The 23686-nt window shown below is 68.0% G+C and carries 21 protein-coding genes; 13 read left to right on the forward strand and 8 right to left on the reverse strand.

Annotated elements, in window-relative coordinates; translation table 11 throughout:
- Positions 1-5: 5 nt before the first annotated feature.
- From HV798_RS03845 to dmeF, 7 genes are all read left to right on the forward strand, one after another.
- The gene (locus HV798_RS03845; protein ID WP_175191492.1) at positions 6-935 is read left to right on the forward strand and encodes an ABC transporter permease; all 930 of its coding nucleotides are present in this window, start codon (positions 6-8) and stop codon (positions 933-935) included.
- Positions 932-1876 carry an iron chelate uptake ABC transporter family permease subunit gene (locus HV798_RS03850; protein ID WP_175191289.1) on the forward strand — a complete coding sequence of 315 codons (945 nt, stop codon included), beginning with the start codon at positions 932-934 and terminating at the stop codon, positions 1874-1876. The genes HV798_RS03845 and HV798_RS03850 overlap by 4 nt, the downstream gene beginning before the upstream one ends.
- Positions 1873-2649: an iron ABC transporter ATP-binding protein gene (locus tag HV798_RS03855; protein WP_175191288.1), complete on the forward strand. Its 777-nt coding sequence runs from the start codon at positions 1873-1875 to the stop codon at positions 2647-2649. Before HV798_RS03850 ends, HV798_RS03855 begins: the two co-directional genes overlap by 4 nt.
- Positions 2646-3662 (forward strand): siderophore ABC transporter substrate-binding protein, encoded by a 1017-nt coding sequence (locus tag HV798_RS03860; protein ID WP_175191287.1) that lies wholly within the window; start codon positions 2646-2648, stop codon positions 3660-3662. The genes HV798_RS03855 and HV798_RS03860 overlap by 4 nt, the downstream gene beginning before the upstream one ends.
- Before the next feature lie 118 nt (positions 3663-3780).
- The gene (locus tag HV798_RS03865; RefSeq protein WP_175191286.1) at positions 3781-6267 is read left to right on the forward strand and encodes a TonB-dependent receptor; all 2487 of its coding nucleotides are present in this window, start codon (positions 3781-3783) and stop codon (positions 6265-6267) included.
- A 157-nt stretch (positions 6268-6424) separates the two neighbouring features.
- A complete protein-coding gene (locus HV798_RS03870) occupies positions 6425-6697 on the forward strand; it encodes a metal/formaldehyde-sensitive transcriptional repressor (protein WP_025139120.1) in 273 nt (90 codons plus the stop codon).
- Positions 6698-6780: 83 nt separating this feature from the next.
- On the forward strand, positions 6781-7833 hold the full coding sequence (dmeF, locus tag HV798_RS03875) for a CDF family Co(II)/Ni(II) efflux transporter DmeF (protein ID WP_175191285.1): 1053 nt from the start codon (positions 6781-6783) through the stop codon (positions 7831-7833).
- A 16-nt stretch (positions 7834-7849) separates the two neighbouring features.
- Here the strand turns inward: dmeF and HV798_RS03880 are convergent, their stop codons facing one another.
- Positions 7850-9004, reverse strand: coding sequence for a hypothetical protein (locus HV798_RS03880; RefSeq protein ID WP_246288563.1), 1155 nt, complete (start codon positions 9002-9004; stop codon positions 7850-7852).
- A complete protein-coding gene (locus tag HV798_RS03885) occupies positions 8997-9641 on the reverse strand; it encodes a hypothetical protein (RefSeq protein WP_246288564.1) in 645 nt (214 codons plus the stop codon). The genes HV798_RS03880 and HV798_RS03885 overlap by 8 nt, the downstream gene beginning before the upstream one ends.
- Before the next feature lie 470 nt (positions 9642-10111).
- Here HV798_RS03885 and HV798_RS03890 point away from each other — a divergent pair, with 470 nt between their 5' ends.
- Positions 10112-12406 carry an autotransporter family protein gene (locus tag HV798_RS03890; RefSeq protein WP_246288565.1) on the forward strand — a complete coding sequence of 765 codons (2295 nt, stop codon included), beginning with the start codon at positions 10112-10114 and terminating at the stop codon, positions 12404-12406.
- Between the two features lie 85 nt (positions 12407-12491).
- Here the strand turns inward: HV798_RS03890 and HV798_RS03895 are convergent, their stop codons facing one another.
- The 3 genes from HV798_RS03895 to HV798_RS03905 are packed head-to-tail and all read right to left on the reverse strand — an operon-like array spanning position 12492 to position 15403.
- A complete protein-coding gene (locus HV798_RS03895; RefSeq protein WP_175191284.1) occupies positions 12492-13421 on the reverse strand; it encodes an alpha/beta hydrolase in 930 nt (309 codons plus the stop codon).
- A 3-nt stretch (positions 13422-13424) separates the two neighbouring features.
- Positions 13425-14309 carry an alpha/beta fold hydrolase gene (locus HV798_RS03900; protein ID WP_175191283.1) on the reverse strand — a complete coding sequence of 295 codons (885 nt, stop codon included), beginning with the start codon at positions 14307-14309 and terminating at the stop codon, positions 13425-13427.
- A gap of 38 nt (positions 14310-14347) precedes the next feature.
- Positions 14348-15403: a sugar phosphate isomerase/epimerase family protein gene (locus HV798_RS03905; protein ID WP_175191489.1), complete on the reverse strand. Its 1056-nt coding sequence runs from the start codon at positions 15401-15403 to the stop codon at positions 14348-14350.
- Positions 15404-15595: 192 nt separating this feature from the next.
- Between HV798_RS03905 and HV798_RS03910 the strand changes: the two genes are divergently transcribed.
- Positions 15596-16189: a TetR/AcrR family transcriptional regulator gene (locus HV798_RS03910; RefSeq protein ID WP_175191282.1), complete on the forward strand. Its 594-nt coding sequence runs from the start codon at positions 15596-15598 to the stop codon at positions 16187-16189.
- A gap of 497 nt (positions 16190-16686) precedes the next feature.
- On the forward strand, positions 16687-17091 hold the full coding sequence (locus HV798_RS03915) for a PRC-barrel domain-containing protein (protein ID WP_175191281.1): 405 nt from the start codon (positions 16687-16689) through the stop codon (positions 17089-17091).
- Here HV798_RS03915 and HV798_RS03920 read toward each other — a convergent pair.
- Positions 17082-17522: a MarR family winged helix-turn-helix transcriptional regulator gene (locus HV798_RS03920; RefSeq protein ID WP_246288566.1), complete on the reverse strand. Its 441-nt coding sequence runs from the start codon at positions 17520-17522 to the stop codon at positions 17082-17084. The genes HV798_RS03915 and HV798_RS03920 overlap by 10 nt on opposite strands.
- Before the next feature lie 72 nt (positions 17523-17594).
- Here HV798_RS03920 and HV798_RS03925 point away from each other — a divergent pair, with 72 nt between their 5' ends.
- Positions 17595-18743, forward strand: coding sequence for an FAD-dependent oxidoreductase (locus HV798_RS03925; RefSeq protein WP_175191280.1), 1149 nt, complete (start codon positions 17595-17597; stop codon positions 18741-18743).
- 58 nt (positions 18744-18801) lie between these two features.
- Here HV798_RS03925 and HV798_RS03930 read toward each other — a convergent pair whose 3' ends face one another.
- Together HV798_RS03930 and HV798_RS03935 are read right to left on the reverse strand one after the other, a co-directional pair.
- Complete coding sequence (locus HV798_RS03930) at positions 18802-20022, reverse strand: hypothetical protein (protein WP_175191279.1); 1221 nt, start codon at positions 20020-20022, stop codon at positions 18802-18804.
- Between the two features lie 31 nt (positions 20023-20053).
- Positions 20054-20947, reverse strand: coding sequence for a LysR substrate-binding domain-containing protein (locus HV798_RS03935; protein WP_175191278.1), 894 nt, complete (start codon positions 20945-20947; stop codon positions 20054-20056).
- A 109-nt stretch (positions 20948-21056) separates the two neighbouring features.
- Here HV798_RS03935 and argH point away from each other — a divergent pair, with 109 nt between their 5' ends.
- Complete coding sequence (gene argH, locus HV798_RS03940; RefSeq protein WP_175191277.1) at positions 21057-22583, forward strand: argininosuccinate lyase; 1527 nt, start codon at positions 21057-21059, stop codon at positions 22581-22583.
- Between the two features lie 109 nt (positions 22584-22692).
- Positions 22693-23655, forward strand: coding sequence for a tripartite tricarboxylate transporter substrate binding protein (locus tag HV798_RS03945; protein WP_175191276.1), 963 nt, complete (start codon positions 22693-22695; stop codon positions 23653-23655).
- Positions 23656-23686: the final 31 nt, after the last annotated feature.

Below are 23686 nucleotides of genomic sequence, written 5' to 3' on the forward strand. Positions count from 1 at the left end.
CCGCCATGCTGGCGCTGTTCGCCATGCTGTGCCTCGCGTCGGTGCTGGTGGGCGCGCGCCAGGTGGCCTGGGCACAACTGGCGTCGGGCACCGGCGACGCCTGGCTGACGCTGACCGCCAGCCGGCTGCCGCGCCTGGCGGCGTTGATCCTGTCCGGCGTGGGCCTGGCCATCTGCGGGGTGATCCTGCAGCACATCGTGCGCAACAAGTTCGTGGAACCCGCGACGTCGGGCGGGCTGGACGCCGCCAAACTGGGCATCCTGGTGTCGCTGGCCTGGCTGGCCGATGCCGGGCCGGCCACGCGCATGGCGTTTGCGCTGGCCTTCAGCTTCGCGGCCAGCCTGTTGTATGTGGCGATCATCCGCCGCATCCATTTCCGCAATACGGTGCTGGTGCCGGTGATCGGCCTGATGTATGGCGGCGTGCTGAGCGCGGTGGCCGAGTTCTACGCCTACCGCCACAACATCCTGCAAAGCATGCAGGGCTGGCTGATGGGCGATTTCTCGAAAGTGGTGCAGGGCAACTACGAAATCATCTACCTGATCCTGCCCATCGTCGCGCTGACCTACCTGTACGCGCAGCGCCTGACGGTGCTGGGCATGGGCGAGGGCATGGCGCGGGCGCTGGGCCTGAACTACGCCGCCACCGCCGCGCTGGGGTTGATGCTGGTGGCGGTGACGGTGGCGGCCACCGTCATCACGGTGGGCGCGATTCCGTTCGTCGGCCTGGTGGTGCCGAACCTGGTGGCCCTGAATTATGGCGACAACCTGCGCCGCACGCTGCCGCTGGTGGCGCTGGGCGGCGCCTCGCTGCTGCTGGCCTGCGACATCCTGGGCCGCCTTGTCATCTATCCGTTCGAAGTGCCCATCGGCCTGACGGCCGGCGGCATCGGCGGCCTGCTGTTCCTGGCGTTGATATGGCGCAGCCGGCGATGACGCGCGGGACCACGCTGCTGTGGCTGGGCGTCGCCGTGCTGGCGGCGGTATTCGTGCTGGCGGGTTCGGGGCTGGATGTCGATTACGTGATTCCCAAGCGGCTCGTGCGCCTGGCCGCGATGCTGGTTGGCGGCGTGTGCGTGGCCACGTCGTCGATCCTGTTCCAGACCCTGACCGGCAACCGCATCCTGACCCCCGCGATCATGGGCTACGAAGCGGTGTACCTGCTGTTGCAGGCGTCGCTGGTGCTGGCCCTGGGCATGGGCAGCGTGGTGCTGCTGGGCCGCGATGGCAATTTCTGGGTATCGATGCTGGCGATGCTGGCCTATTCGTGGGGCATCCACCGCTGGCTGTTCCGCGGCGCGCGCCGCGACGTGGTGTTCCTGCTGCTCTTGGGGCTGGTGCTGACGATGGTGATGAGCACCTTCACGCAATTCGTGCAGCTGCGCACCAGCCCGGGCGAATTCGCGGTGCTGCAAGGGTTCAGCCAGGCGTCGTTCAATCGCGTGGCGCCGGGCCAGTTGCTGCAAGGCGCCTTGCTGGCCGCCGTGGCCTGCGTGGCTGCCTGGCGCATGCTGCCGGTGCTGGACGTGCTGGCGCTGGGGCGCGACCAGGCGCAGTCGCTGGGGGTGGACCATGGCCGCTACGTGGCGCGCGTGCTGGCCGTGATCGCGGTGCTGGTGGCGGTGTCGACCAGCCTGCTGGGGCCGACGGCCTTCATGGGCATCTTCGTGGCCAACATCGCCTATGCGCTGGCGAACACCTCGCGCCATCGGACCACGCTGCCGCTGGGCTGCGGCATCGCGATCGGCATGTTCATCGCCGCGCAGACGCTGGTCGAGCAGGTCTTCAACTACCGCACCACCGTCGGCATCCTGGTCAACCTGGTGTGCGGCGCCTATTTCCTTTTCCTGATGATCCGATCCCGAGGCCCCGCATGATCCGCGTGCAAGACGTGCAGATGGAATACGCCGGCAAGCGCGTGCTGGCCGGCGTCAGCACGGCGTTCCCGGCAGGCCGGCTGACGTCGTTGATCGGCCCCAACGGCGCCGGCAAGACCACGCTGCTGATGCTGATGGCGCGCCTGCTTGAACCCACGGCGGGCAGCATCCTGCTCGATGATCGCGAGGTGTCCGGCATCCGCATCGGCGACTATGCCCGGCGCGTGGCCACGCTGCGGCAGTCGCCGGGCTTTCACCTGCGCCTGACGGTGGACGAGCTGGTCGCGTTCGGGCGTTTTCCGCATAGCCGCGGCACGCTGACCCCGGCGGATCGCCGGGCCATCGACGAGGCCATCGCCTTCCTGTCGCTGCAATCCTTGCGGCACGCCTACATCGATGAACTGAGCGGCGGGCAGCGGCAGCTGGCTTTCCTGGCCATGACCATTGCGCAGCAGACCGATTGCCTGCTGCTGGACGAGCCGCTGAACAACCTGGACATGAAGCACGCCGTGCGCATCATGCGCGCGCTGCGGCGGCTGTGCGACGAGCAGGGCCGCACCGTGATCCTGGTGGTGCACGACATCAATTTCGCGGCCCGCTATTCGGACCACGTGGTGGCGCTCAAGCAGGGCGCGCTGCATGCCGCCGGGCCGGTTGCCGACGTGGTGACGCAGGCAGGCTTGCGCGAGCTGTACGAACTGGACTTCGACATCGTCCACGGCGCGCGCGGGCCGCTGTGCGACTACTTCAATCCTTCAGGAGACCTGGAATGAACCGGAACATCGGACCCCGTCGCTGGGCCGTCGGCGTGCTGCTGTGCGCCTTGGCGGCGTTGCAAGGCTGCGAGCGCCAGCCGGCCGACGCGCCGTCGGCGAGCGGCGCGGCAACGCCGGCCAACACCACCAGCGCGGCCAGCGCGCCGGCCTACCCCGCCATCACCGTGACCCACAAGCTGGGCGCCACCGTGATCGAACGGCGGCCGCAGCGCGTGGCCGCGCTGGACATGAACGAGGTGGACCTGCTGGATCAACTGGGCGTACCGGTCGTCGCCATGCCCAAGGACTTCGTGCCGCACTTTCTGGCCCGATACAAGACGGATGCCGCCGTGCAGGACATCGGCGCCATCGTCTCGCCGAACCTGGAACGCATCCACGCGGCCCGGCCCGACCTGATCCTGATGACGTCGATCCAGGCCAACCACTACCGCGAACTGAGCGAGATTGCGCCCACGATTCATTTCGACGTGGACTTCGGCAACAGCGAACACGGCCACCTGGGCGTCGTGAAAGACCACCTGATGACGCTTGGCAGAATCTTCGGCAAGGAAGACGTGGCGCGCGCCAAGGCCGCCGAGCTGGACGCCAAGGTGGCCGAGGCCCGGCAAGAGATCCAGGGGCGTCCGGAAAAAGCCCTGATCGTGCTGCACAACAACGGCGCCTTCAGTTCCTTTGGCCCCAAGTCGCGCTATGGCTTCGTGTTCGATGCACTGGGCGTCACGCCCGCCAGCAGCGCCGTCGAGGCCGGGCTGCACGGCCAGCCGATCTCCAGCGAATTCATCCAGCAGGCCGACCCCGACATTCTCTATGTCGTGGACCGCACGGCCGTCATGGAACGCCGGCCGGTCCTGACCGCAGACGCCATTGCCAACCCGCTGCTGCGCCAGACCACCGCCTGGAAGACGGGCCGGGTGGTGTTCGTGGATGCCGACGCCTGGTACGTGGCGGGCGCCAGCGTGACGTCCTTGAACCTGGTGATCGACGACGTGATGAAGGGCTATCGGCCGTGAAGGGATGGACGGCCGGGCGGGTTACATATTCGTCGAAAAAAAGATTGAGGGTTTCTCATTCTCATTCGAAAGATAGGGTGAGCAGCAAGCAACTCATCTCTATCCAAAGGAACTGACCATGGCGCCACGTCGCCCTCGACCCCAAGCCCGCCGCGCCGTCCCGACGCCGGCCTCCCGCGCGTTCGCGTTCGCCCTGAACCCCACCGCCGCCGCGGTCAGGATGGTGTTGCTGGTGGGCGTGGCGCTGGCCACCCTGGCGGTGACGGCGCCCGCCGCACAGGCCCAAGCTGCCCAGCCGGCTGCACCCGCGCGCCAGTCGTTCAACGTGCCGGCCGGCCCGCTGGGCCCGGCGCTCAACGCCTACGCGGCGCAGGCCGGCGTGGAAATGACGGTCAGCGCGGGCCTGCTTGCCGGCCGCAGCAGCCAGGGCCTGTACGGCGCCTACAGCGTGGGCGAAGGCTTTGCCGAATTGCTGCGCGGGCAGGGCCTGCGGGCGGTGCGCGCGGCCAATGGCAGCTACACGCTGGTGCCCGTGGAAACCGGCGCGGACGGCACGACCATACTGCCTGCGGTGACGGTGCAGGGGTCGGGCGTGGCCGGCCTGCCGGACGTATACGCGGGCGGGCAGGTGGCGGCCGGCGGCCGGGTGGGCATGCTGGGCGCAAAGGACTTCATGGATACGCCGTTCAGCACCATCGCGTACACCGAGAAATTCATCGAAGACCGGCAGGCCCGCGACATCACCGACGTGATCGCGGCGACCGATCCCACGGTGTTCAGCACCGGCATGGCCGGCATCATCAGCGAGAACTATTCGATTCGCGGCTTCAACTCGGGCATCAGCGATGTGACGATGAACGGCCTGTTCGGCATTTCGCCGTACTACCGCACGTCGCCCGAGATGTTCGAGCGCATCGAGGTGCTCAAGGGCCCGTCCGCGCTGCTGAACGGCATGCCGCCGGGCGGCTCGGTGGGCGGCACGGTGAACCTGGTGTCCAAGCGCGCGGGCGATGAGCCGCTGGCGCGCCTGACCACCAGCTACATGTCGGATTCGCAGTTCGGCGGCCATGTCGACGTGGGCCAGCGCTTTGGCGAGACCAAGCAGTTCGGCATCCGCTTCAACGGCGTCTATCGTGATGGCAACACGGCCATCGACCACCAGCAGAAAAAGACCTCGCTGGCCGCGCTGGCGCTGGACTGGCGCGCCGAGCGCGCCCGCCTGTCGGCCGACTTCTACAGCAGCGAAGACCGCACCGACGGCCTGAACCGCGGCATCAACCTGGTGCCGGGCCTGGGCGTGCCCAAGCCGCCCAAGGCCACTACGCTGCTGAACCCCAGCTGGGCCTTCTACGACACCCGCGACACGGGCGTGATGGTGCGCGGCGAGGTCGATGTGAACGATCAGCTGACGGCGTACGCCGCCGTCGGCACCAGCCAGACCCGCTACAAGTCGACCGGCGCCTACCTGATCCAGGTGTTCAACGAGGCCGGCGACTACCGCACCAACCTGGCCGACCTGGGCTTTGACGTGGAACGTTCGTCCGCCGAGATCGGCGTGCGCGGCAACTTCAAGACGGGCGCGGTGGGCCATACGTGGTCGATGAACGCCACCCACTACAACCATACGGACGAGCAGTACGGCCGCCGCAACGTGCTGTCGCAGAACTGGGTCACCAACCTGTACGACCCTCAGTGGGGCCCGGCCACCCGCTTCGACGCGCCCAAGATATCCAAGGCCAAGCTGCGCCTGGTCAGCTACGGCATCGCCGACACGCTGTCGTTCGCGCAGGACCGCATCCAGCTGACGCTGGGCCTGCGCCGCCAGGAAGTGATCAGCGACACCTATAGCGTGGCGACCGGCGAGCGCACCGCGCGCTACGACGCCGCCGCCAACACGCCCGCGGCCGCGCTGCTGCTCAAGGTCACCGAGCACATCTCGGTGTACGGCAACTACATCGAAGGCCTGAGCCAGGGCGCCACGGCGCCGGTCACTGCCGCCAATGCCGGCGCGGTGTTTCCGCCATACAAGTCCAAGCAGAAGGAAGTGGGCGTGAAGTTCGACCTGGGCGACTTCGCGCACACCATCAGCCTGTACGAGATCACCCGGCCCAGCAGCTACACCGATCCGGTCACCAACATGTTTTCGTTCGGTGGACGCCAGCGCAACCAGGGCGTCGAGTGGGGCTTCTTCGGCTCGCCGCTGGACGGCGTGCGCCTGATGGGCGGTATCGCCTACGTGGACCCCAAGATGACCAAGACGGCGGGCGGCGTGAACCAGGGCAAGATGGCCCCGGGCGTGCCCAAGCTGCAGGGCAAGCTGGGCGTGGAATGGGACGTGCCGGTGGTGCACGGCCTGACGCTGACGGCCAACGCCACCACCGCGTCCAAGCAGTACGTCAATGCCGACAACTCGCTGTCGGTGCCGGGCCGCACGATCTACGACGTGGGCGCGCGCTATGCGACGTCGGTCGCCAGCCACCCGGTGGTGCTGCGCGCAGCCATCAACAACGTCACCAACAAGTCGTACTGGGCGACGCCGCAATGGACCAGCCTGGGCCTGGGCGCGCCGCGCACCTTCATGCTGTCGGCCACGGTCGACTTCTGATCGACGCCGGGCGTGGGACGGCGGCTGGCCGTGCCGCCGCCCGAACGTCTGGCCGAAGGGCCGCCCACCCCGCAATTCCCTGGCGACGACCCGGGAATTGCGGTTTTTTTTGGGTCTCAGTAATATAGTCCCCCATACTATATTGAACAGGTAGACCATGGCACACACCATCCGCCAGAAGGAAAAGCTGATTGCGCGCGTGCGCCGCATCCGGGGCCAGCTGGACGGCCTGGAGCGGGCGCTGGAGGCCGAAACGGCCTGCGGCGAAGTCCTGCGCCAATTGGCTTCCGCCCGCGGCGCGCTCAGCGGCCTGACGGCCGAAGTCATGCAGGGGCACCTGGACGAGCACGTCGTCCATGCGGCCACCGAGGCAGAGCGCGAGCAGGGCGCCGCGGAAATGATGGACGTGATCCGGGCCTACATGAAATAGCGGCTGCCGCTGACCTGGCAGCCGTCCCCACGCGCGCCGTGCCCGCTTTCAATGCGGTGCGGCGCGGACACCAGGAGCCTCCCATGCATCCCACCCCCACACACGAACACCTGTTCCTGGGCCAGGACCACCAACGCAACGAACGCCGGGTGTGGTTCGTGATCGCGCTGACGGCCGCCATGATGGCCGTCGAAATCATCGCCGGTAATCTCTACGGCTCGATGGCGCTGGTCGCCGACGGCTGGCACATGTCCACGCATGCGGGGGCGATGCTCATCACCGCGCTGGCCTACGGCTATGCGCGCAGGCAGGCCCGGAACCCGCGCTTTACGTTCGGCACCGGCAAGCTGGGCGACCTGGCAGGGTTTGCCAGCGCCGTGGTGCTGGCGCTGATCGCGCTGTTCATCGGCTGGGAAAGCGTGGTGCGGCTGGCCAATCCGGTGGATATCGACTTTGACCAGGCCATTGCCGTGGCGGCCGCCGGGCTGGCGGTGAACCTGGTGTCGGCGTGGCTGCTGCGCGGGTCGCACGGGGCGCATCACGGGCATGGACATGGGCATGCCCATGCGCGGTCGCAGGCGCACTCGCATGATCACGGGCACGCTCATGACGACAAGCACGTCCATGCTCACGAGGACAACCACGCTCATGCCGATGCGCACGTCCACGACGAACACCACGCCCACGGCCACGCAGACACTCACGCCAAATCCGGCCACGACAACAACTTCCGCGCCGCCTACGTCCACGTGCTGGCCGACGCGCTGACCTCGGTGCTCGCCATCGGCGCGCTGCTGGCCGGGCGCAGCTACGGCTGGCAATGGGCCGACCCGGCGATGGGCGTGGTCGGCGCCGTGGTGATCGCGCGCTGGTCGTGGTCGTTGATCCGCGACGCGGGCAATGTGCTGCTGGATGCGCCGGCCGAAGGCGGTGAAATTCGCCGGCAGATCGGCCAGGCGTTACAGGCGGGCGACTGCCAGATCGCCGACCTGCATGTGTGGCAGGTCGGGCCGGGGCATTTCGCGGCGATCGTGTCGCTGGCGGCGCGCCAGCCCCGCGACAGCGCGTACTACAAGGCGCGGCTGGCGCACATCACCGGCTTGTCGCACCTGACGGTCGAAACCCAGGCGGTCTGACGCGAACCCCCAGACCCTACTCGCAGGCCTGGGCGTCGCGCCGTGATGGGTCGATGCACGCCTGCCAGGTCTTGTCACCGAGCGCGGTGACCGGCAGGAAGCGGGTCATGTCATGCACATACAGGAACACCCGGCCGGGCGTTTCGCGCAGCGCCTGGTGAAAGGGGGCAATCTGTTCGGGAGTCAGCACGACCTGGCCCTGCGCGTTGCTGCGGCCTTGCATCAGCACGGTCTGCACGGCGGGGTCCCAGGAGGGCAAGGCGTCGTCGTCGAGCGTGTCGGCCGGCACGCGTACCACGCGCCAAGGCTCGTCGGGAATCTCGGTGGTGACGATCGGCGAGGCGCCTGCCGGCACCACCAGCACGCGGTCTGCCTTCGAGGGCGGCACGGCGTAGGTGAGCAGGGCATCGGGCCGGTCGGGATCAGGACGCGAGCGGTACACGGCGCGCAGGGTGCCATCCGCATTCAGGTCGCGCACCACTGCGCCCGCCGTGCCCGCGCGCAGATCGATGGTGCGCAGCAATTGGCCAGCTTCGCTGCGCACGAAATAGACGGGGCGCGTGGGCGTGGCATCGCACTGGTCGGCGTACACGGCGCGGATGGCGCCGTGCGCGTCGCGGGCCACGCAGGCCTGGCGCACCAGGTGGTGGCCCGGCGAGAATTCGGCGTAGGCGGACAGGCGCCCCTGGGCATCGTAGGCCAGCCGGTAGCCGCCGGCATCCAGCAGACGGCCGCGCACGATCTCGTTGCGGTCGATGCGGCACAGGCGGCCATCGGCGTCGCGTTGCAGCACGGCGGTCGCCGGCTGCCCGGCGGCGCTGGTGTAGACGCGCCAGTCCACGTCTTCGGTCCAGAAGCGCGGGGTGGGGTCGCCGTCGTTGGCGACCGAGATCAGTTCGGCCCGAGCCGGCACGCGTTCCCCGCGCAGGCCCAGCAGGATGCCTTCGCCGTCCAGGAGCAACGCCAGGGGCTGGGCGCGCAGGCCTTCGGCGGTGGGGTCAGTGTTGAACGGCGCGGTGAGGGGCGGGCAGGCGGCCCGGCTCAGTGTCGGCGCCAGCGCCAGCAACGCGGCAGTCAGCGCCAGGGCCATCTTGTGCCCGGTGGCGAGAGGCCGCGATGCGGGCGTGGCGGGCAGGCTTGCGCAGCGTGGGTCGAACATCGGATCAGCCATGTTGCGCGTTATCCAGAAAACGCACCACGCCCCAGAATTCGCGGGTAATGGCGCCCAGCCGCAATCGTGGCCCGTCTTCGAATACCAGGAACGGATAGGCATCGCGTTCCAGCGTGCCATCCGGTGGCAGGTGATAGGGCTTGAAGCTGTCAGGGTCGTTGAAATGTCTTTCCAGCCTGCCGCCGCCGTCGATGTGCAGATACCAGGCGCGCAGCGTCAGCGGCGGCTTGCCGGGGGGCGTGTCGGTGTAGGGACCGCCATCGCCGGCCACCACCGCCTGACGCAGGACGCCCACGGTCAGGCGCGCGGCGCCCTGGAAGGCGATGCCGCCCGACACCGAGCCTCTCGGCTGCGCGGCCAGCTGCCGCACGAAGGCCACGGCGCGTGATGACGGCACCACGGTATTGGCGAACAGGCGTTCGATATCCGAATCGCTGGGGGCGCGCACCGCGGCCAGCTGGGTCAGGTCGTTTTCGAAGTCCTTGACCCACTGCTGGTAGCGCTGGGTCGCGGCCACGTGGTCAAAGGCATGCGCCGCGGGCGCCAGGGCCAGGCTGCACAGCAGGATGGTCATGCACTGCACCATTCTCAGGTGACGTCGCCAGGGCCAGCTGAACGCGGGAAATGCCAGGTGCATGCCAAGGTCTCCGAAAAAAAAGGGGCTGCCGCATTGGCTACCGCCGCACTGAACTTCGCACGGCGAGGGCTGGCGGCGCATCGTGCAGATTATGCCCTTGGCCCGTGCCTGACGAAAATGATCGTCGGATGGAACTCTTTCGGCCGTGATGTTACTGATCGGGATCGCCGATGTGCTGGAGTTCCGTCATGACCCTGTTCTGTACCCGTCCCTTGCCGCTGATGCTGGCCCTGACCGCCGCGCTGTATGGCGCACCGCCCGCTTTCGCCGCGGGCGCAGGGGGCAATAGCGGAGGGGGCGTGTCCGGCGGCGGCGCGTTTGGCGGACCGTCCTTGGTGGGCGATGGGGGCGCTGCGTTCGGCCAGGTCGGACAGAACGGGACCGGCGTGAGCGGGGGCGCGCCCGGTAACAGTGGCGGTGATGTGTTGGGGTCCGGAAGCGCGGGGCAGACTGGGTTGCAGGGGCCGGTCGTGAGCTTGAACCCTTTCGCGTCCGTCGTCGGCGGGGGCGGCGGCGGCGGCGGCCTGATCATCGTCCAGTCCATGCTCGGACTCACCTCCGTGGGCGGCAGCGGCGGTATCGGGGTGCAGCTATCCGGCGCGGCGGCGCACCAATTGGATAACCAGGGGCTGATCGTGGGCGGGGGCGGCGGCGGCGGTGGGATGATCGACTGGGGCTCAGTGCCGAATCCGATTCCGGACCCGTCCAGCGCGCGGGGCGGCCAGGGCGGCGCGGGCGTGCTGGCGCAAGGAACTGGCGCGGTGCTGGTCAATAGCGGGCAGATCTGGGGCGGCGGCGGGGGCGGGGGCGGTCGAGTGGTCACCCTGGACAGCAGTAACGCATCGGTGATCCTGGTCAACCGCGGCGGCGACGGCGGCGCGGGCGTCGTGCTGGCGGGCGACACGCAGCGCCTGCTCAACCTGGGTGAAATCCGCGGCGGCAACGCCGGGACGGGGGGAACGTCGGGCCAGGGCAAAGGCGGCATCGGCGTGCAGGTGACCGGCAATGACACCATCGTCACTCAACAGGGCACGATCATCGCGGGGCTGGACGGTGGCGGCACCCGCGGCGTTGCTGTCTCGCTGTCGGGCACCGGCAATACGCTGGTGCTGACGCAAGGGTCCACGACCCTGGGCGACGTGGTGTTCAGCGCGGCGGGCGGCAATCGCTTGCAGATCGGTGGCGGGTCGACGGCCACGGTTGCTCTCACGGGCAATCTCACGTTTGGCACGACCGGCCTGTACGGCGTGCGCGCCACGCCCACCGCGATGGACCGATTGAACATCAGCGGCCTGGCAGCGCTGGCGGGCGCCACGGTCGAGGTGGCGGCGCAGGCCGGCACCTATAACGAACATTTCAGCCAGGTGGTGTTGACCGCGGGCGGCACCTTTGCGGGGTCGCGCTTTGCCGGGGTGACCAGCAACCTGGCGTACCTGACGCCGTCGTTGTCGTATTCGGCCGACGACAAGCAGGTGACCTTGACGCTGTCGCGCACGGTGGTGCCGCCCGTCGATCCGGTTACGCCCGTTGACCCCGTCACACCGGTCGACCCGGGTTTGCCCGTCAATCCCGGCACGCCGGTCGATCCGGGCACTGGCGGCACGCCGCTGCGCTTTGCCGACCTGGTGTCCGGACGCAACGCCCGCGCCGCGGCCAATGCGGTCGAGTCGATGCCGGCGTCGAACAGCGTCTACGGCGCGGCCATCGGCCTGCCCGTGGGCGCACCGCAAGGCTTTTTCGCGGGCCTGTCGGGCGAGGCGCATGCCACGGTGGCCGCCGGCCTGAACAATCTGACCAGCGCCGTGCGCAACACGCCGCTGGATCAACTGCGCGGCAACCTGGCCGCGGGCAGCACGGCGGGGGCGCCGACCGCCGCCGCAGGGGTCAGCGATGCCGCGCCGTTGGCGTCGGCCCTGCCGGCATCGCAAGCGCGTCCGGTCTGGGCCCAATTGATCGGCAATTGGCAAAGCATCGGCGCCAGCGGCGGCAATGCCTCGGCGCGCCAGCACACCGGCGGCGTGTTCGCAGGGGCAGATGGCGCGGTGGGCGGCGGCTGGCGCCTGGGCGGCGCGGTCGGGTACACGGACTCGCGCCTGACGGTGAATGACCTGGCCTCGCGCGCCGATGTTTCCAGCTACAGCGCCATCGTCTACGGCGGCAAGGCTTTCTCGGTCGGCGCGGGCAAGCTCAACCTGATGGCGGGCGCGGCGTATTCCTGGCACGACATCCAGACCCGTCGCCAGATCGGCGGGGGCGGACTGGACCAGACGCTGACGGCAGACTACGGCGGCAACACGACGCAGGTATTCACTGAACTGGGTTACGCGTTTGGCGTCACCGACGGCCTGACGCTGGAACCGTATGCCGGCGTCGCCTGGGCGGGTCAGCGCGTGCGCGGCTTCAGCGAATCCGGCGGCAGTGCGGCCCTGTCCGGCGAATCGAGCAAGAACGACACCACCACCACCACGCTCGGCCTACGCGGCAAGCAGGCCGTGACGTTGGGCACGCTGGCCGGTTCCGTTTCGGCCGGCCTGGGCTGGCGTCACGCGTTCGGCGACCTGACGCCGGCCTCGCGCCTGGCCTTCGATGCGGGCCAGGCCTTCACCGTCACCGGTGCGCCGATCAGCCGCGACGCGGCCCTGGTGGAATTGGGCGCGGACCTGGCCGTCAGCCGCGGCGCGACCATCGGCCTGGCCTACGCGGGCCAATATGCCAGCGCCAACCGCGACCATACCGGCCGCATCGAAGTGCGCTGGCAGTTCTGAGCACGCCTGGGCCGCGACGAACCCGGCTTTGCACCGGGCGATGCGCGGCGGCACGGATGCGCCGCGTCCGCCACGCTTGCCACGGTCACCACGCTTGCCTGGCCAACGCCTCGCCGGCCAGATCGAACAGCCGGCGTGCGTCCGGCGTCAGCCCCAGCATATGGATGCACGCATGCACCATGCCTGGCAGCAGATGGTCGCGCGCATCCACGCCGGCCTCGCGCAGCTTGCGGGCATACGCCTGCCCTTCATCGCGCAGCGGATCGTATTCGCAGATCAGCAACGTGGCGGGCGGCAGGCCGGCCAGGTCGGCACGCAGCGGCGACGCATAGGGCGACGCACCGTCGGCCTCGTTCACCAGATAGGTGAACCAGCAATAGCGCATCACTTCTTCGGTCAGGAAGAAATTCTGGCCGTACGCCTGGTACGACGCTGTGGAAAAGTCATGGTCCACCACCGGATAGCACAGCAACTGGTGGGCAATGGCCGGACCCTGGCGATCGCGCGCCATGATCGCGGCGGCCGCGGCCAGGTTGCCGCCCGCGCTGTCGCCGCCCACCGCAATGCGGGCGGGGTCGATGCCCAGGCGGTCCGCGTGCTCGGACACCCAGACCAGCGCGGCATAGAAGTCCTCGAGCGGAATCGGGAACTTGCTTTCCGGCGTCAGCCGGTAGTCCACCGACAGCACCTTGCATTGCGTCGCGTTGGCGAGCGCGCGGCAGGGGTTGTCGTAAAGTTCCAGCGAACACTGGAACCAGCCGCCGCCGTGTGCGAACACCAACGCCGGCAGCACGGCATCGGGCGCCGCGCCGTCTGGGATATAGGCGCGCACGCGGATCGGATGGCCCTCGTGGCCAGGCACCGTCCAGGTGTCGATGGCCGCCACCGCTTCGAGCGGGCCATGCAGTTCACGCAAGCCGATCTCGGCGGCCTCGCGGCGCGCCGCCAGCTCCAGCGGTGCAGCCACCGACGACAGGCGCCGCAGATAGGTATTGATGCGGGGATCCAACGGCATGGCTCAACCCTCGCGCGACAGGAACGGCAGCAGGTGCGCCAGGAATTCATCCGGGCACTCTTCCGTCACGAAGTGGCCGCAGTCCGGGATGATGGCGCCGCGCACGTCCGTGGCCGCGCGCTGCATGGTCACCAGCGGGGCATCGCGCGTGGCGTGCTCGGCGCCGATGGCCAGCACCGGCATCGTCAACCGCGTGCGAGCGCGCTCGGTGTTCTGGCGCACCGTCTCGGGAATCGCGCGGTAATACGCGAAGCCGCCGCGCAGCCCGCCCGGCGCCGCATACGCATCGATGTACGCCTGCGACGCCACGCGGTCGCGGCGGTGCGACCACTTGTCGAACATATACGTCAGGTAGGCCTGTTCGCGGCCGGCGATCAGCGCCTCGGGCAGGTCGGGCAGTCGGTTGAACATGAAATGCCACAGGAACACATTGTCGGCCGGCGGCGCGAAGATCGTCGGTTCGGGCGCCAGGCCGGGAATCACGGCCTCGGTCAGCGCCAGGCGCGAGACGACGCCCGGGAAATCGCTGGCCAGCGCATAGGCCACCCACATGCCGATATCGTGCCCCACCACCTGGTAGCGCGCGTGGCCCAGCTGCGTCATCAACTGATGCAGCGTGGCAGCGATGGCGCCGGTGTCGTAGCCGCAGGTGGGATGGTCCGAATCACCGGTGCCCGGCGGGTCCACGGCAATGGCCATGTAACCCTGGGCGGCCAGCGCGTGCATCACGTGACGCCAGGTCAGCCAGGTCTGCGGCCAGCCGGGTATCAGCAGTACGGGCGTGCCGCTGCCGGCAATGGCGCAATGCACGCGTGCGCCGTTGACGATGAGATAACGATGCGAAAAGTCTGCGCCTGCGGGAAGGTAGGCGTCGTGGGGATGGGTCATGACTGCGAGTCCAGATTCGTTATGGTTCAAGAGTGAATTCAGGCAATGCCGAGCAGCGTGTTGATCTGGCGCTGATCGATCGCGGCGCCCGCGAAGTCATCGAAGATCTTGTCGGTCACCGGGATGATGTGCTGCTTGATGAAGGCCGCGCCTTCACGCGCGCCGGTCTGCTGGTCCTTCAGGCAGCATTCCCATTCCAGCGCCGCCCAGCCCTGATAGCCGTGGTGCGCCAGCTTCGAGAAGATCGCCTTGAAGTCCACCTGGCCGTCACCCAGCGAGCGAAAGCGCCCGGCGCGGTTCACCCACGACTGATAGCCGCCGTAGATGCCCTGGCGCCCGGTTGGATTGAACTCCGCATCCTTCACATGGAACATGCGGATGTGGTCCTTGTAGATGTCCAGGTAATCCAGGTAGTTCAGCTGCTGCAGCACGAAATGGCTGGGGTCGAACAGAATGCCGCAGCGCGCGTGGCCGCCGACGCGTTCGTGGAACATCTCGAACGTCACCCCGTCGTGCAGGTCTTCGCTGGGATGGATCTCGAAGCACAGATTCACGCCTTGTTCATCGCAGGCATCCAGCACCGGCAGCCAGCGGCGCGCCAGCTCGTCGAAAGCGGTCTCGATCAGCCCTTCGGGGCGCTGCGGAAACGGAAACAGATAGGGCCAGGCGAACGAGCCCGAGAACGTGCCCATCTCCGTCAGGCCCAGCCGGCGCGAGGCCTGGGCCGCCAGCACCAGATTGCGGCGCGCCCACTCGGTGCGCGCCTGCGCATTGCCACGCACCTGCACCGGTGCAAACGTATCGAACATCGCGTCATAGGCCGGATGCACCGCCAGCAACTGACCGAAGATATGCGTCGTCAGTTCGCTGATCACCAGACCGTGACTCGCCAGCATCCCGGTGATCTCGTCGCAGTAGTCCTGGCTGGTCGCGGCCAGCTCCACATTGAAAAAGCGCTCGTCCCAGGCCGGCACCTGCAACGCCTTGAAGCCCAACCCGGCCGCCCATTCGGCCACGGCTGGCAAGCTGTTGAACGGCGCGGCCGCGTCGCTGAATTGCGCCAGGTGGATGCTGGGGCCTTTGAGAGTCTGCAGGGCAGGGGCTTGCTTGGAGTGCGTATGCATGATGATTTCAGTCAGTGACCCGCCGCCAATCGGCAGGTTCAATTGTTTGTCGACCGACAAAGAATAGACCGAAACAGGCACCCCACGCAAGCGCCGCCGCGCACATCGCCATCGCCAGGCGCGGCGGTACACTACGAAAAACGTCAACTTTTCAGGCACGACATGGCAGGCAGACCCCGCGAATTCGACCGCGACACCGCATTGCAACAGGCCATGCTGGCCTTCTGGCAGCATGGCTACGAAGGCACGTCCATGGCCGACCTGGTCGCCGCCACGGGCCTGGCATCAGCGCGCCTGTACGCCGCCTTCGGCTCCAAGGAAGCCCTGTTCCGCGAAGCCGTCGAACGCTACGAAACCGGCGACGGCAGCTTCGCCGAAACCGCCTTGCAATCCGCCGACGTACGCGAAGCCGTCGAAAAAATGCTGCAGGACGCCGTCGCCACCTACACCCGCCGAGGCCGTCCGCAAGGCTGCATGGTCGTCACCGCCGCCACCAACTACGCCGCCGACAACGAGCCCGTCATGCGCTGGCTCACCTCGCACCGCAAGGCCCGCACCCAATCCATCATCGACCGCCTGGACGCCGCGCAACGCAGCGGCGAACTCAAGCCTGGCACCGACGTGCAAGCCCTGGGCGACTACTACGCCGCCGTCCTGCACGGCCTCTCGGTACAAGCCCGCGACGGCGTCAGTCGCCCACGCCTGCTGGCCCTGATCGGCCCGTCCATGACACCGCTGGCCGAGGCCAAGGCTTGACGTAGCGCTCGTCGCTACGGGAAAAGTCCGCTTCAACCTGCGCCTCAACTCGCGTCCAAAACCAGCACCTCGACGTGCGTCAGCCCCCGCCAAATTGCAGCCGTCATGAGCCTGTTGCGTGCGTGGCCTGTGGGGCGGGGCGTGTAGATGCGCCCGAGGGAATCCGTAGGGAAGGCCGAAGGCCTGTACGAGGATGACGAAGGGGCAGTCCGGAGCGAAGGCTCCGGACCGCAATCGTAGCCCCGCCCCACAGGCCACGCACGCAACAGGCGGCTCAAGAACTCCACTCGTCCACGTACAACAACGCGCGAGTCCAAAACCAAAAAAACCAGGGCCACTCCCCCCTGGAACGCCACTTGCGGATACCCAGGTTCCGAGCGCAAACACCGCTCCGAACCCGGCCGGCCTTCCCCAAGCACCGGTCATTTCTTCAAGCAAGTGGCAAGACGACACCTCCCATGATGGACAGCGCGGCAACCCCGCACAGGAGAACAGCGATGGAACAACAGCAGACCACCAATATCGTCGGCGGCCCCAAGACCTCGGCCCAAGGCCCCGGCCCCGAAGTCATGGCCGCCAACACGCTCGAAGGCAACGACGTCTACAACGCCGAAGGCGACACCCTTGGCGACATCAAAGCCATCATGATCGACGTGCCCCGCGGCCGCGTTGCCTACGCCGTGCTGTCGCGCGGCGGCATCCTGGGCATGGGCGAAAAGCTCTTTGCCATTCCGTGGGCCGCCCTGAAACTGGATACCGACCGCAAATGCTTCGTGCTGCACGTCGACAAGGAAACCCTCAAGAACGCACCCGGGTTCGACAAAGACAACTGGCCCCGCATGGCCGATGAAACCTGGGCCCGCGACCTGCACAAGTACTACAACCAGGACATCTACTGGTAGGCGCTTTCCACCAGGCGCAGCAGCAGGCGGGCCAGCAGCTCGCGTTCCGCCGGCTCGAAAATCGCACAGGCCTCGTCGTCCATCTGTTTCAGGACGGCGCGGCCTGGCTCCAGCTTGCGCATCGCCGCCGGTGTCAGCGACACCAGGCTGCTACGCCCGTCAGTCGGCGACGGTTCGCGCCGCACCAGCCCGTCGCGTTCCATGCGCGCCAGCAGTTGCGCCATGCTGGGCTGCTCCACCCCTGTCGTCTCGGCCAATGCCTTTTGCGTCATCCGGCCGCCACCCTTCAACGCCACCAGCACCGGCAGCTGTGACGCCGTCACGCCCAGCGGCCGCAACCGCTCGTCGACCTGTTTGGCCATGACGCGGGCGTACTGGTTGATGAGCAGGGTCGGCATCTGCCGGGGTTGCCAATCGACGGGGTCGGGCATGAATATCCTTTTACTTTAATAGGCACCTATGTAATATACATAGGCACCTATCAAGTTAAAGGAAATGCCGCCATGCCGCAACCCCTTGCCATCGCCATCATCGGCGCCGGCCCCGCCGGCCTGACCGTCGCCAACGTGCTGCAGCGCCACGGCTGGCGCGCCGACATCTTCGAGGCCGACGCCGCCCTCGGCGCCCGCGACCAGGGCGGATCACTGGACCTCCATCCCGGAGAAGGACAATTGGCGCTGCACAAGGCGGGCCTGTTCGATGCCTTCATGGCGGTGGCCCGGCACGAAGACCAGGAACAGCGCCTGGCCGACCATGCCACCGGCGAACTGCTGCGCGAGGAAATCCCCGAACCCGGTGCCGGCGATCATCCGGAAATCGACCGCGTGGTGCTGCGCGAACTGCTGCTGCAACGCTTGGCGCCCGACACGGTGCGCTGGGGCGTACGCCTGCACGAGGTCGTGGCGCGCCCCGACGGCCGCTACGACCTGCGATACCAGGGCGGCCTTGCAGGCCCCTACGACCTCGTGGTGGGCGCGGACGGCGCCTGGTCCAAAGTGCGCGCCGCGCTGACGCCCGTGCAGCCGGCCTACACCGGCGTCACCTTCGTCGAACTATGGCTCACCGATGTCGACCGGCGTCACCCCGAGATCGCCCGGCGCGTCGGCCACGGCACCTATTTTTCGATGCATGGCGGCGCGGGCATCGTCGCGCAGCGCAACGGCAACGCCACCTTGCGCGTCTATGCTGCAATCCGCACAAGCCCCGAAGAAACCGACCGCCCCGATCTGGCGCTGGCCGGCATGACCCGCGAAGACCTGTTGGCGCGCTTTCCCGGCTGGGCGCCGTCGCTGCTGGCCATGATCCGCCAGGCAGACCGGATCGCCGCGCTGCGGCCCATCGTCGCCTTGCTGCCCGGCACGCGCTGGCCCCACCGCGCGGGCCTGACCCTGGTCGGCGATGCCGCCCACGTCATGCCGCCGCTGGGCGTGGGTGTGAACCTGGCGATGCTGGATGCGGCGGAACTGGCCGAAGCCCTGGTCGGCGGCGGCGACTGGCGGGCGGCGCAGCAACGTTACGAAGTGAGCATGCTGGATCGCGCTGGCGAGATCGCGGCGCAATGCGCCCAATCATTTGAAGAGATGTTCGAGGAAGAGGGAGGGCTGGCCTTGCAGGCGCAGCTGGACGCGCATCGGCCGCCGACGGCGCACTGAGCGCGCCGCGGTCGGTCGCCCGGCAAGTCCCCGTGACGGGGCCAGGGCGCCTTTCGCCTCAGTCGGTCGCCAGGTACGCCTGTCCGCCCGGCTTCAGATACGGCGTCAGATCGCTGAACGGCACCAGCGCCAGCGTGCCCAGGCAGATGCCCGACGCATGGCCCACGCCGGACACCGACAGGCTCAGCGCGCCGGGCGCCTGGGCGCCCAGCACCAGGTTGTCGGGCCACAGGCTGGCGCAGCCATCCTTGGACGGGTCCTTGGTGGTGCCTTCGGCTTCGGCAGCGGCCAGCGTGCGTTGCACGGTGGCCGTGATGTCGACCAGGGTCGCGCTGGCCTGGGGGCGGCCGCGGCCGCGCGGCGCGTAGGCGTCGAAGACGCGGTTCCAGTCCAGGTATTCGCCGCGCAGCAGGTCGTAGGTGTAGGGCTCGAAATGGTTGTCGGGGTGCGCGCCGCCGCAATCCAGGCTGCCGCTTTCGGTCACCGTCATCAGTGCGCGCGACAGCCAGGTGACGGTGATGACCTCATCGTTGAAATTGCCCAGCGTGCCTGCACCGGGAAAATCGCCCATGCGGGTGTAGGCCTCGGCTTTGCATTGCAGCGCGCCCAGGCTCTTTTGCCAATGGCGCTGTTCCAGCAGGTGATTCACGCGCGTGCGGACCTGTTCGTCCGGGTGGCGCGTCAGGCGCGGATACGGAAACTGCGTGCGCGGATCGCGCCACATGCGGTAGGCCACCGCGCCCTGGCTGATCTCGTCGCCCACCGGTTCGGCATGGCCGGTCAGCTTCAGCGTGTCGTAGGGGGCTTGTTCGGCGTTGATCTCGGGCAAGGTGGCAATGCCGTTGTGGACTTCGGTGGCCGGCCGCGCCTTGGGGTCGTATTCGGCCACGCGGCGCAGTTCGAATGCGCGCGGCTTGCCGCTGCGCGCATCCGTCCAGGTGCCGCGATAACCCTGCGCATCCAGCGTGCCCTGCCAGGTGGCCGCGGTGGGCGGCGTCTCGGCCGCTGCCGTATTGCCCGGTTGATCGCGTTTCCAGAAGGGCGGCGGTTCCGCCAGCGCCTGCGCAGTGCCGTGCAGGGGAATGTCGACGCCCGTCTTCGGGTAGAAGTAGCGCCCGTTCAGCACGCCGTCCGCGGCCGCCTGGGCATCCAGTTCCATCACGACTTCGCCGGCGCCTTGCAGCGTACCGGTGTAGACGACTTTCGGGGCGGCGTGGGCGGCGCCGAGAGACAGCGCGGCAAGCAGGCAGCCGTGCAAACGGGTGGAGAAGCGGGGCATCGGATCGCCGTCCAGGAGTTTGGGGGTCGGATCAATATACCAGTGCGCGCAATGCGGTGCGGAAGTGGCGGCCGAAGATCTCGGTCAGTTCGTTCGGCGCGTTGTGGCTGGCCTTGATCTCGGCAAAAGAAAAATCGATGGGACGCGTCAGCGGCCGCACTTCGCAGCCGGACAGCGGCGCGGTCTGCGCGCTGAAGGGGTCCAGGATGGCCAGCCCCATGCCCTGCGCCACGAACCCCATGACTCCGGCGGACCAACTGGCCTCGAAGCGCGCGGATGGCGCGACGTTGGCGCTGCGGAATATGGCGTCGATCTTGAGCCGGGTGGAATTGTTGGCCGCCAGCGCCACGAAGGCCTGGCCGTCGAAGTCGGCCACGTCGATGCGGGACTTGGCGGCCAGCGGATGCCCGGGCGGCAGCACGCAGACGCAGTCCGCCGTCATCACATCGCAATCGACGCCTCGGTCGCGGTCGATGGGCGTCATGGCGTAGCCCAGGTCGAACTGGCTCGAGGCGGCCAGCTCGATGACTTCGGGCGAGTTGTAGGTGAACAGCGACACGCCGACGCCGGGGCATTCGGCGCTGAACGAGCGGATCACCCCCTGAATGAAATGGCTGCTGAGGCTGGGCATGACTACCAGCCGCAACTGCCCCTCGCGCCGGGAACGGATGCGCTCGGCGGCACGCGACACCTTGTCCAGGCCCAAAAAGACGCGTTCGACCTCGACGAACAGCGACTTGGCTTCGGCCGACGGCACCAGCCCGCTATGGCGGCGTTCGAACAGCACGAAGCCGACGTCTTCCTCGAGCTCGCGAATGATCTTGCTGACCGCGGACTGGGTGACGAACAGCGTGTCGGCCGCGACGGTCATGCTGCGCACCAGCATCACGGTGCGAAAGACTTCGATGTGGCGCAGGGACAGCATGCGGTGCTCGACCAGGAGGGAAACAGCCCAGACGGCACATGAGTTCAGCTACTGCTTCAATGAAAAAAGGTCCTTTGACGGAATGTATGGCCGGTTCTGTAATGACCCCATGAACACGACACACACCCCCTCTCAGGCCGAATCCGCTGTCAGCGGCCTGTTGCGCCACGCCCTGGCGCCCGAAGCGCAGCACGGCATCTTCCTGCCCTGGATACAAGCCGGTTTCGCGGCATCGCTGCCGCTGCTGACGCAGGTCAACCAGGCGCACCTGGCGGCGCTGGATGCCGCCGGCCTGATCGACCGCGGACATGCCGCGGCCCTGGCGCGCGAGATTGCCGCGCTGGACACCGCCGGCGCCGATGCCTTTGCGCTGGACGGCGCGCTGGAAGATGTCTATTTCAACTACGAGGCCGAACTGATCCGGCGCGTCGGCCCCGAACTGGGCGGGCGGCTGCATCTGGCGCGCAGCCGCAACGACTTGCAGTCGACCCTGGACCGGATGCGCGCCCGCGATGTCGCCGTCACCCTCCTGACCGAAACGCTGCGCCTGCGCCGCGCGCTGCTGGCGCGCGCCGATGGCTTTCTCGATTGCGTCATGCCTGGCTACACCCACATGCAGCATGCCCAACCGATCACCTATGGCTTTTACCTGCTGGGCATCGAGCAGAGCTTGCAGCGCGATACGCGGCGACTGCTGGCGGCGCTGCAGGAAATCAACCACTGCCCGCTGGGGGCGGGGGCGTTGGCCGGCAACCCCTTTGCCATCGACCGCAAGCTGACGGCCGTGCTGCTGGGGTTCGATGCGCCGGTGCCGCACACGCTGGACGCGGTGGCCTCCAAGGACGCGCTGCTGGAATTGCTGATCGCCGCGACCTTCGTGGCCACTACTTTCGGCCGCCTGGCGCAGGATTTCTATTTCATGTCCACATTCGAGGTGGGTACGCTGGCGCTGCCCGACAGCCTGGCCATCACGTCCAGCATGATGCCGCAGAAGAAAAACCAGGCGGTGCTTGAATTCCTGAAAGGGCGCCAGGCCCATCTGCTGGGCGCCGCCATGACCGGTTTTGCCGCCTTCCGCGCCGCGCCGTTCACCCATGTGCTGGACAGCAACGCCGATGGCCTGCAATGGCTCTGGGCCGCGTTGGACGGCGTGGCCGGCCTGCTGCCCGTGGTGCGCCTGGTGGTGGAAGGCGCCGAACCGCAGCGCGCGCGCATGGCCGAACTGGCCGCCGCCAACTTTGCCACGGCCACCGATTTTGCCGACCTGCTGGTGCACCGCGAAAAGCTGCCGTTCCGCGATGCCCACCACGTGACGGGCCGGGTCGTGCGCCGGGCCATCGACCAGGGCATCGCGCCGGCTGCGATCACGCCGGACCTGGTGGCGCAGGCCTCGCAGGAAATCCTGGGCCATCCGCTGCACCTGGATGCCGCGGCGTTGCGCGACGCGTTCGATCCGGTGCAGGCCGTGGCGCGGCGCGTGGGGTGCGGCGGTCCGTCGCCAACGGATGCGCGGCAGATTCTGGACCAGTCGCGCGTTCGACTGGCCGACGACGACGCCGCGCTGCTGCGCATCGGCACGCGCCTGCAATCGGCCAGCCGGTCGCTGGCCGATGCCGTGGCGCAATTGCATCGCTGATTTTCCGGCCCCGCGTCATTCGCACGCATTCATCGCATTGATCAACCCGGGCGTGCAGACCCGGGCCTGTCGACCTGGGCATTTCGCATCGGGCACTCTGGAGACATCCATGTTCAAGCATTCCCGCGCAGCATTGTTGGCATCCCTGGCGGTCATCGCCGCGGCGGCCGCGCCACCCGCCTTGGCGCAAGTGCGCCTGATCGTGCCGTTTGCCGCGGCGGGCACGCAGGACCTGGTGGCCCGCGCCATCCAGCCCGCGCTCGGCCAGGCGCTGGGCCAGACCATCGTGGTCGAGAACCGCGCAGGGGCGGGCGGCACCGTGGGCATGGCGGTGGTGGCCACCAGCCCACCCGATGGCAACACGATGGCGCTGGTGTCTTCCAGCCACAACACCAGCGCCTGGCTTTACCCGAAGCTGCCGTACGACGCGCAAAAGAGCTTTGCGCCCGCCGCGCTGATCGGCCGGACCGGCTTTGCGCTGGCGGTGGCCAACGACGTGCCGGCATCATCGGCCGGTGAGCTGATTGCCTACGCCAAGGCGCATCCCGAAGGCTTGAACTATGCGTCGGCCGGCAACGGCAGCGCAGGCCATCTGGGCATGGCGCGCTTTCTGGAAATGGCGGGCATCCCGATGCAGCACATTCCCTATAAATCCACCGGCGAGGCCATCAACGACGTGCTGGCCGGCCGGGCGCAGGTCATCATGGCCCCCACCATCGGCATCATGCCGTTCATCGCGGGCAAGCGGCTGAAGGTCATCGGCCTGACGTCCACCATCGGCCGCAGCGGCGCGCTGGCGCAGGTGCCGCTGGTCAGCGAGACCGGCCTTCCGGGCTTCACCTACGACTCCTGGTACGGCCTGCTGCTGCCGGCGGCCACGCCCCGCGCGGTGGTGGAAAAGATCAACGCGGCCGCGGCCAGGGCGATCAAGGATCCGGCCGTCGTCACGGCGCTGGACAAGGCGGGTATCGAGCCGGCGTCGATGAGCGTGGATGCGTTCGCCGCGTTCTTCGCGAAGGACTACACCGACATGCGCGAGCTGGTGCGCACATCAGGGGCCCGGGTCGAATGACAGGAGCCGGACGGGGAAAAACAAAAACCAA

Source organism: Achromobacter deleyi (assembly GCF_902859705.1).
Taxonomy (GTDB): Bacteria; Pseudomonadota; Gammaproteobacteria; order Burkholderiales; family Burkholderiaceae_B; genus Achromobacter; species Achromobacter deleyi.

What these genes read in the sequence shown, in the direction of transcription:
- HV798_RS03895 (WP_175191284.1), bottom strand. Translation starts at nt 13,421, where the DNA reads ATGCCGTTGGATCCCCGCATCAATACCTATCTGCGGCGCCTGTCGTCG.
- HV798_RS03870 (WP_025139120.1), top strand. Translation starts at nt 6,425, where the DNA reads ATGGCACACACCATCCGCCAGAAGGAAAAGCTGATTGCGCGCGTGCGC.
- HV798_RS03925 (WP_175191280.1), top strand. Translation starts at nt 17,595, where the DNA reads ATGCCGCAACCCCTTGCCATCGCCATCATCGGCGCCGGCCCCGCCGGC.
- HV798_RS03880 (WP_246288563.1), bottom strand. Translation starts at nt 9,004, where the DNA reads ATGGCTGATCCGATGTTCGACCCACGCTGCGCAAGCCTGCCCGCCACG.
- HV798_RS03935 (WP_175191278.1), bottom strand. Translation starts at nt 20,947, where the DNA reads ATGCTGTCCCTGCGCCACATCGAAGTCTTTCGCACCGTGATGCTGGTG.
- HV798_RS03920 (WP_246288566.1), bottom strand. Translation starts at nt 17,522, where the DNA reads ATGCCCGACCCCGTCGATTGGCAACCCCGGCAGATGCCGACCCTGCTC.
- HV798_RS03850 (WP_175191289.1), top strand. Translation starts at nt 932, where the DNA reads ATGACGCGCGGGACCACGCTGCTGTGGCTGGGCGTCGCCGTGCTGGCG.
- HV798_RS03930 (WP_175191279.1), bottom strand. Translation starts at nt 20,022, where the DNA reads ATGCCCCGCTTCTCCACCCGTTTGCACGGCTGCCTGCTTGCCGCGCTG.
- HV798_RS03860 (WP_175191287.1), top strand. Translation starts at nt 2,646, where the DNA reads ATGAACCGGAACATCGGACCCCGTCGCTGGGCCGTCGGCGTGCTGCTG.
- dmeF (WP_175191285.1), top strand. Translation starts at nt 6,781, where the DNA reads ATGCATCCCACCCCCACACACGAACACCTGTTCCTGGGCCAGGACCAC.
- HV798_RS03865 (WP_175191286.1), top strand. Translation starts at nt 3,781, where the DNA reads ATGGCGCCACGTCGCCCTCGACCCCAAGCCCGCCGCGCCGTCCCGACG.
- HV798_RS03885 (WP_246288564.1), bottom strand. Translation starts at nt 9,641, where the DNA reads ATGCACCTGGCATTTCCCGCGTTCAGCTGGCCCTGGCGACGTCACCTG.
- HV798_RS03945 (WP_175191276.1), top strand. Translation starts at nt 22,693, where the DNA reads ATGTTCAAGCATTCCCGCGCAGCATTGTTGGCATCCCTGGCGGTCATC.
- HV798_RS03855 (WP_175191288.1), top strand. Translation starts at nt 1,873, where the DNA reads ATGATCCGCGTGCAAGACGTGCAGATGGAATACGCCGGCAAGCGCGTG.
- HV798_RS03845 (WP_175191492.1), top strand. Translation starts at nt 6, where the DNA reads ATGCTGGCGCTGTTCGCCATGCTGTGCCTCGCGTCGGTGCTGGTGGGC.
- HV798_RS03910 (WP_175191282.1), top strand. Translation starts at nt 15,596, where the DNA reads ATGGCAGGCAGACCCCGCGAATTCGACCGCGACACCGCATTGCAACAG.
- HV798_RS03900 (WP_175191283.1), bottom strand. Translation starts at nt 14,309, where the DNA reads ATGACCCATCCCCACGACGCCTACCTTCCCGCAGGCGCAGACTTTTCG.
- argH (WP_175191277.1), top strand. Translation starts at nt 21,057, where the DNA reads ATGAACACGACACACACCCCCTCTCAGGCCGAATCCGCTGTCAGCGGC.
- HV798_RS03915 (WP_175191281.1), top strand. Translation starts at nt 16,687, where the DNA reads ATGGAACAACAGCAGACCACCAATATCGTCGGCGGCCCCAAGACCTCG.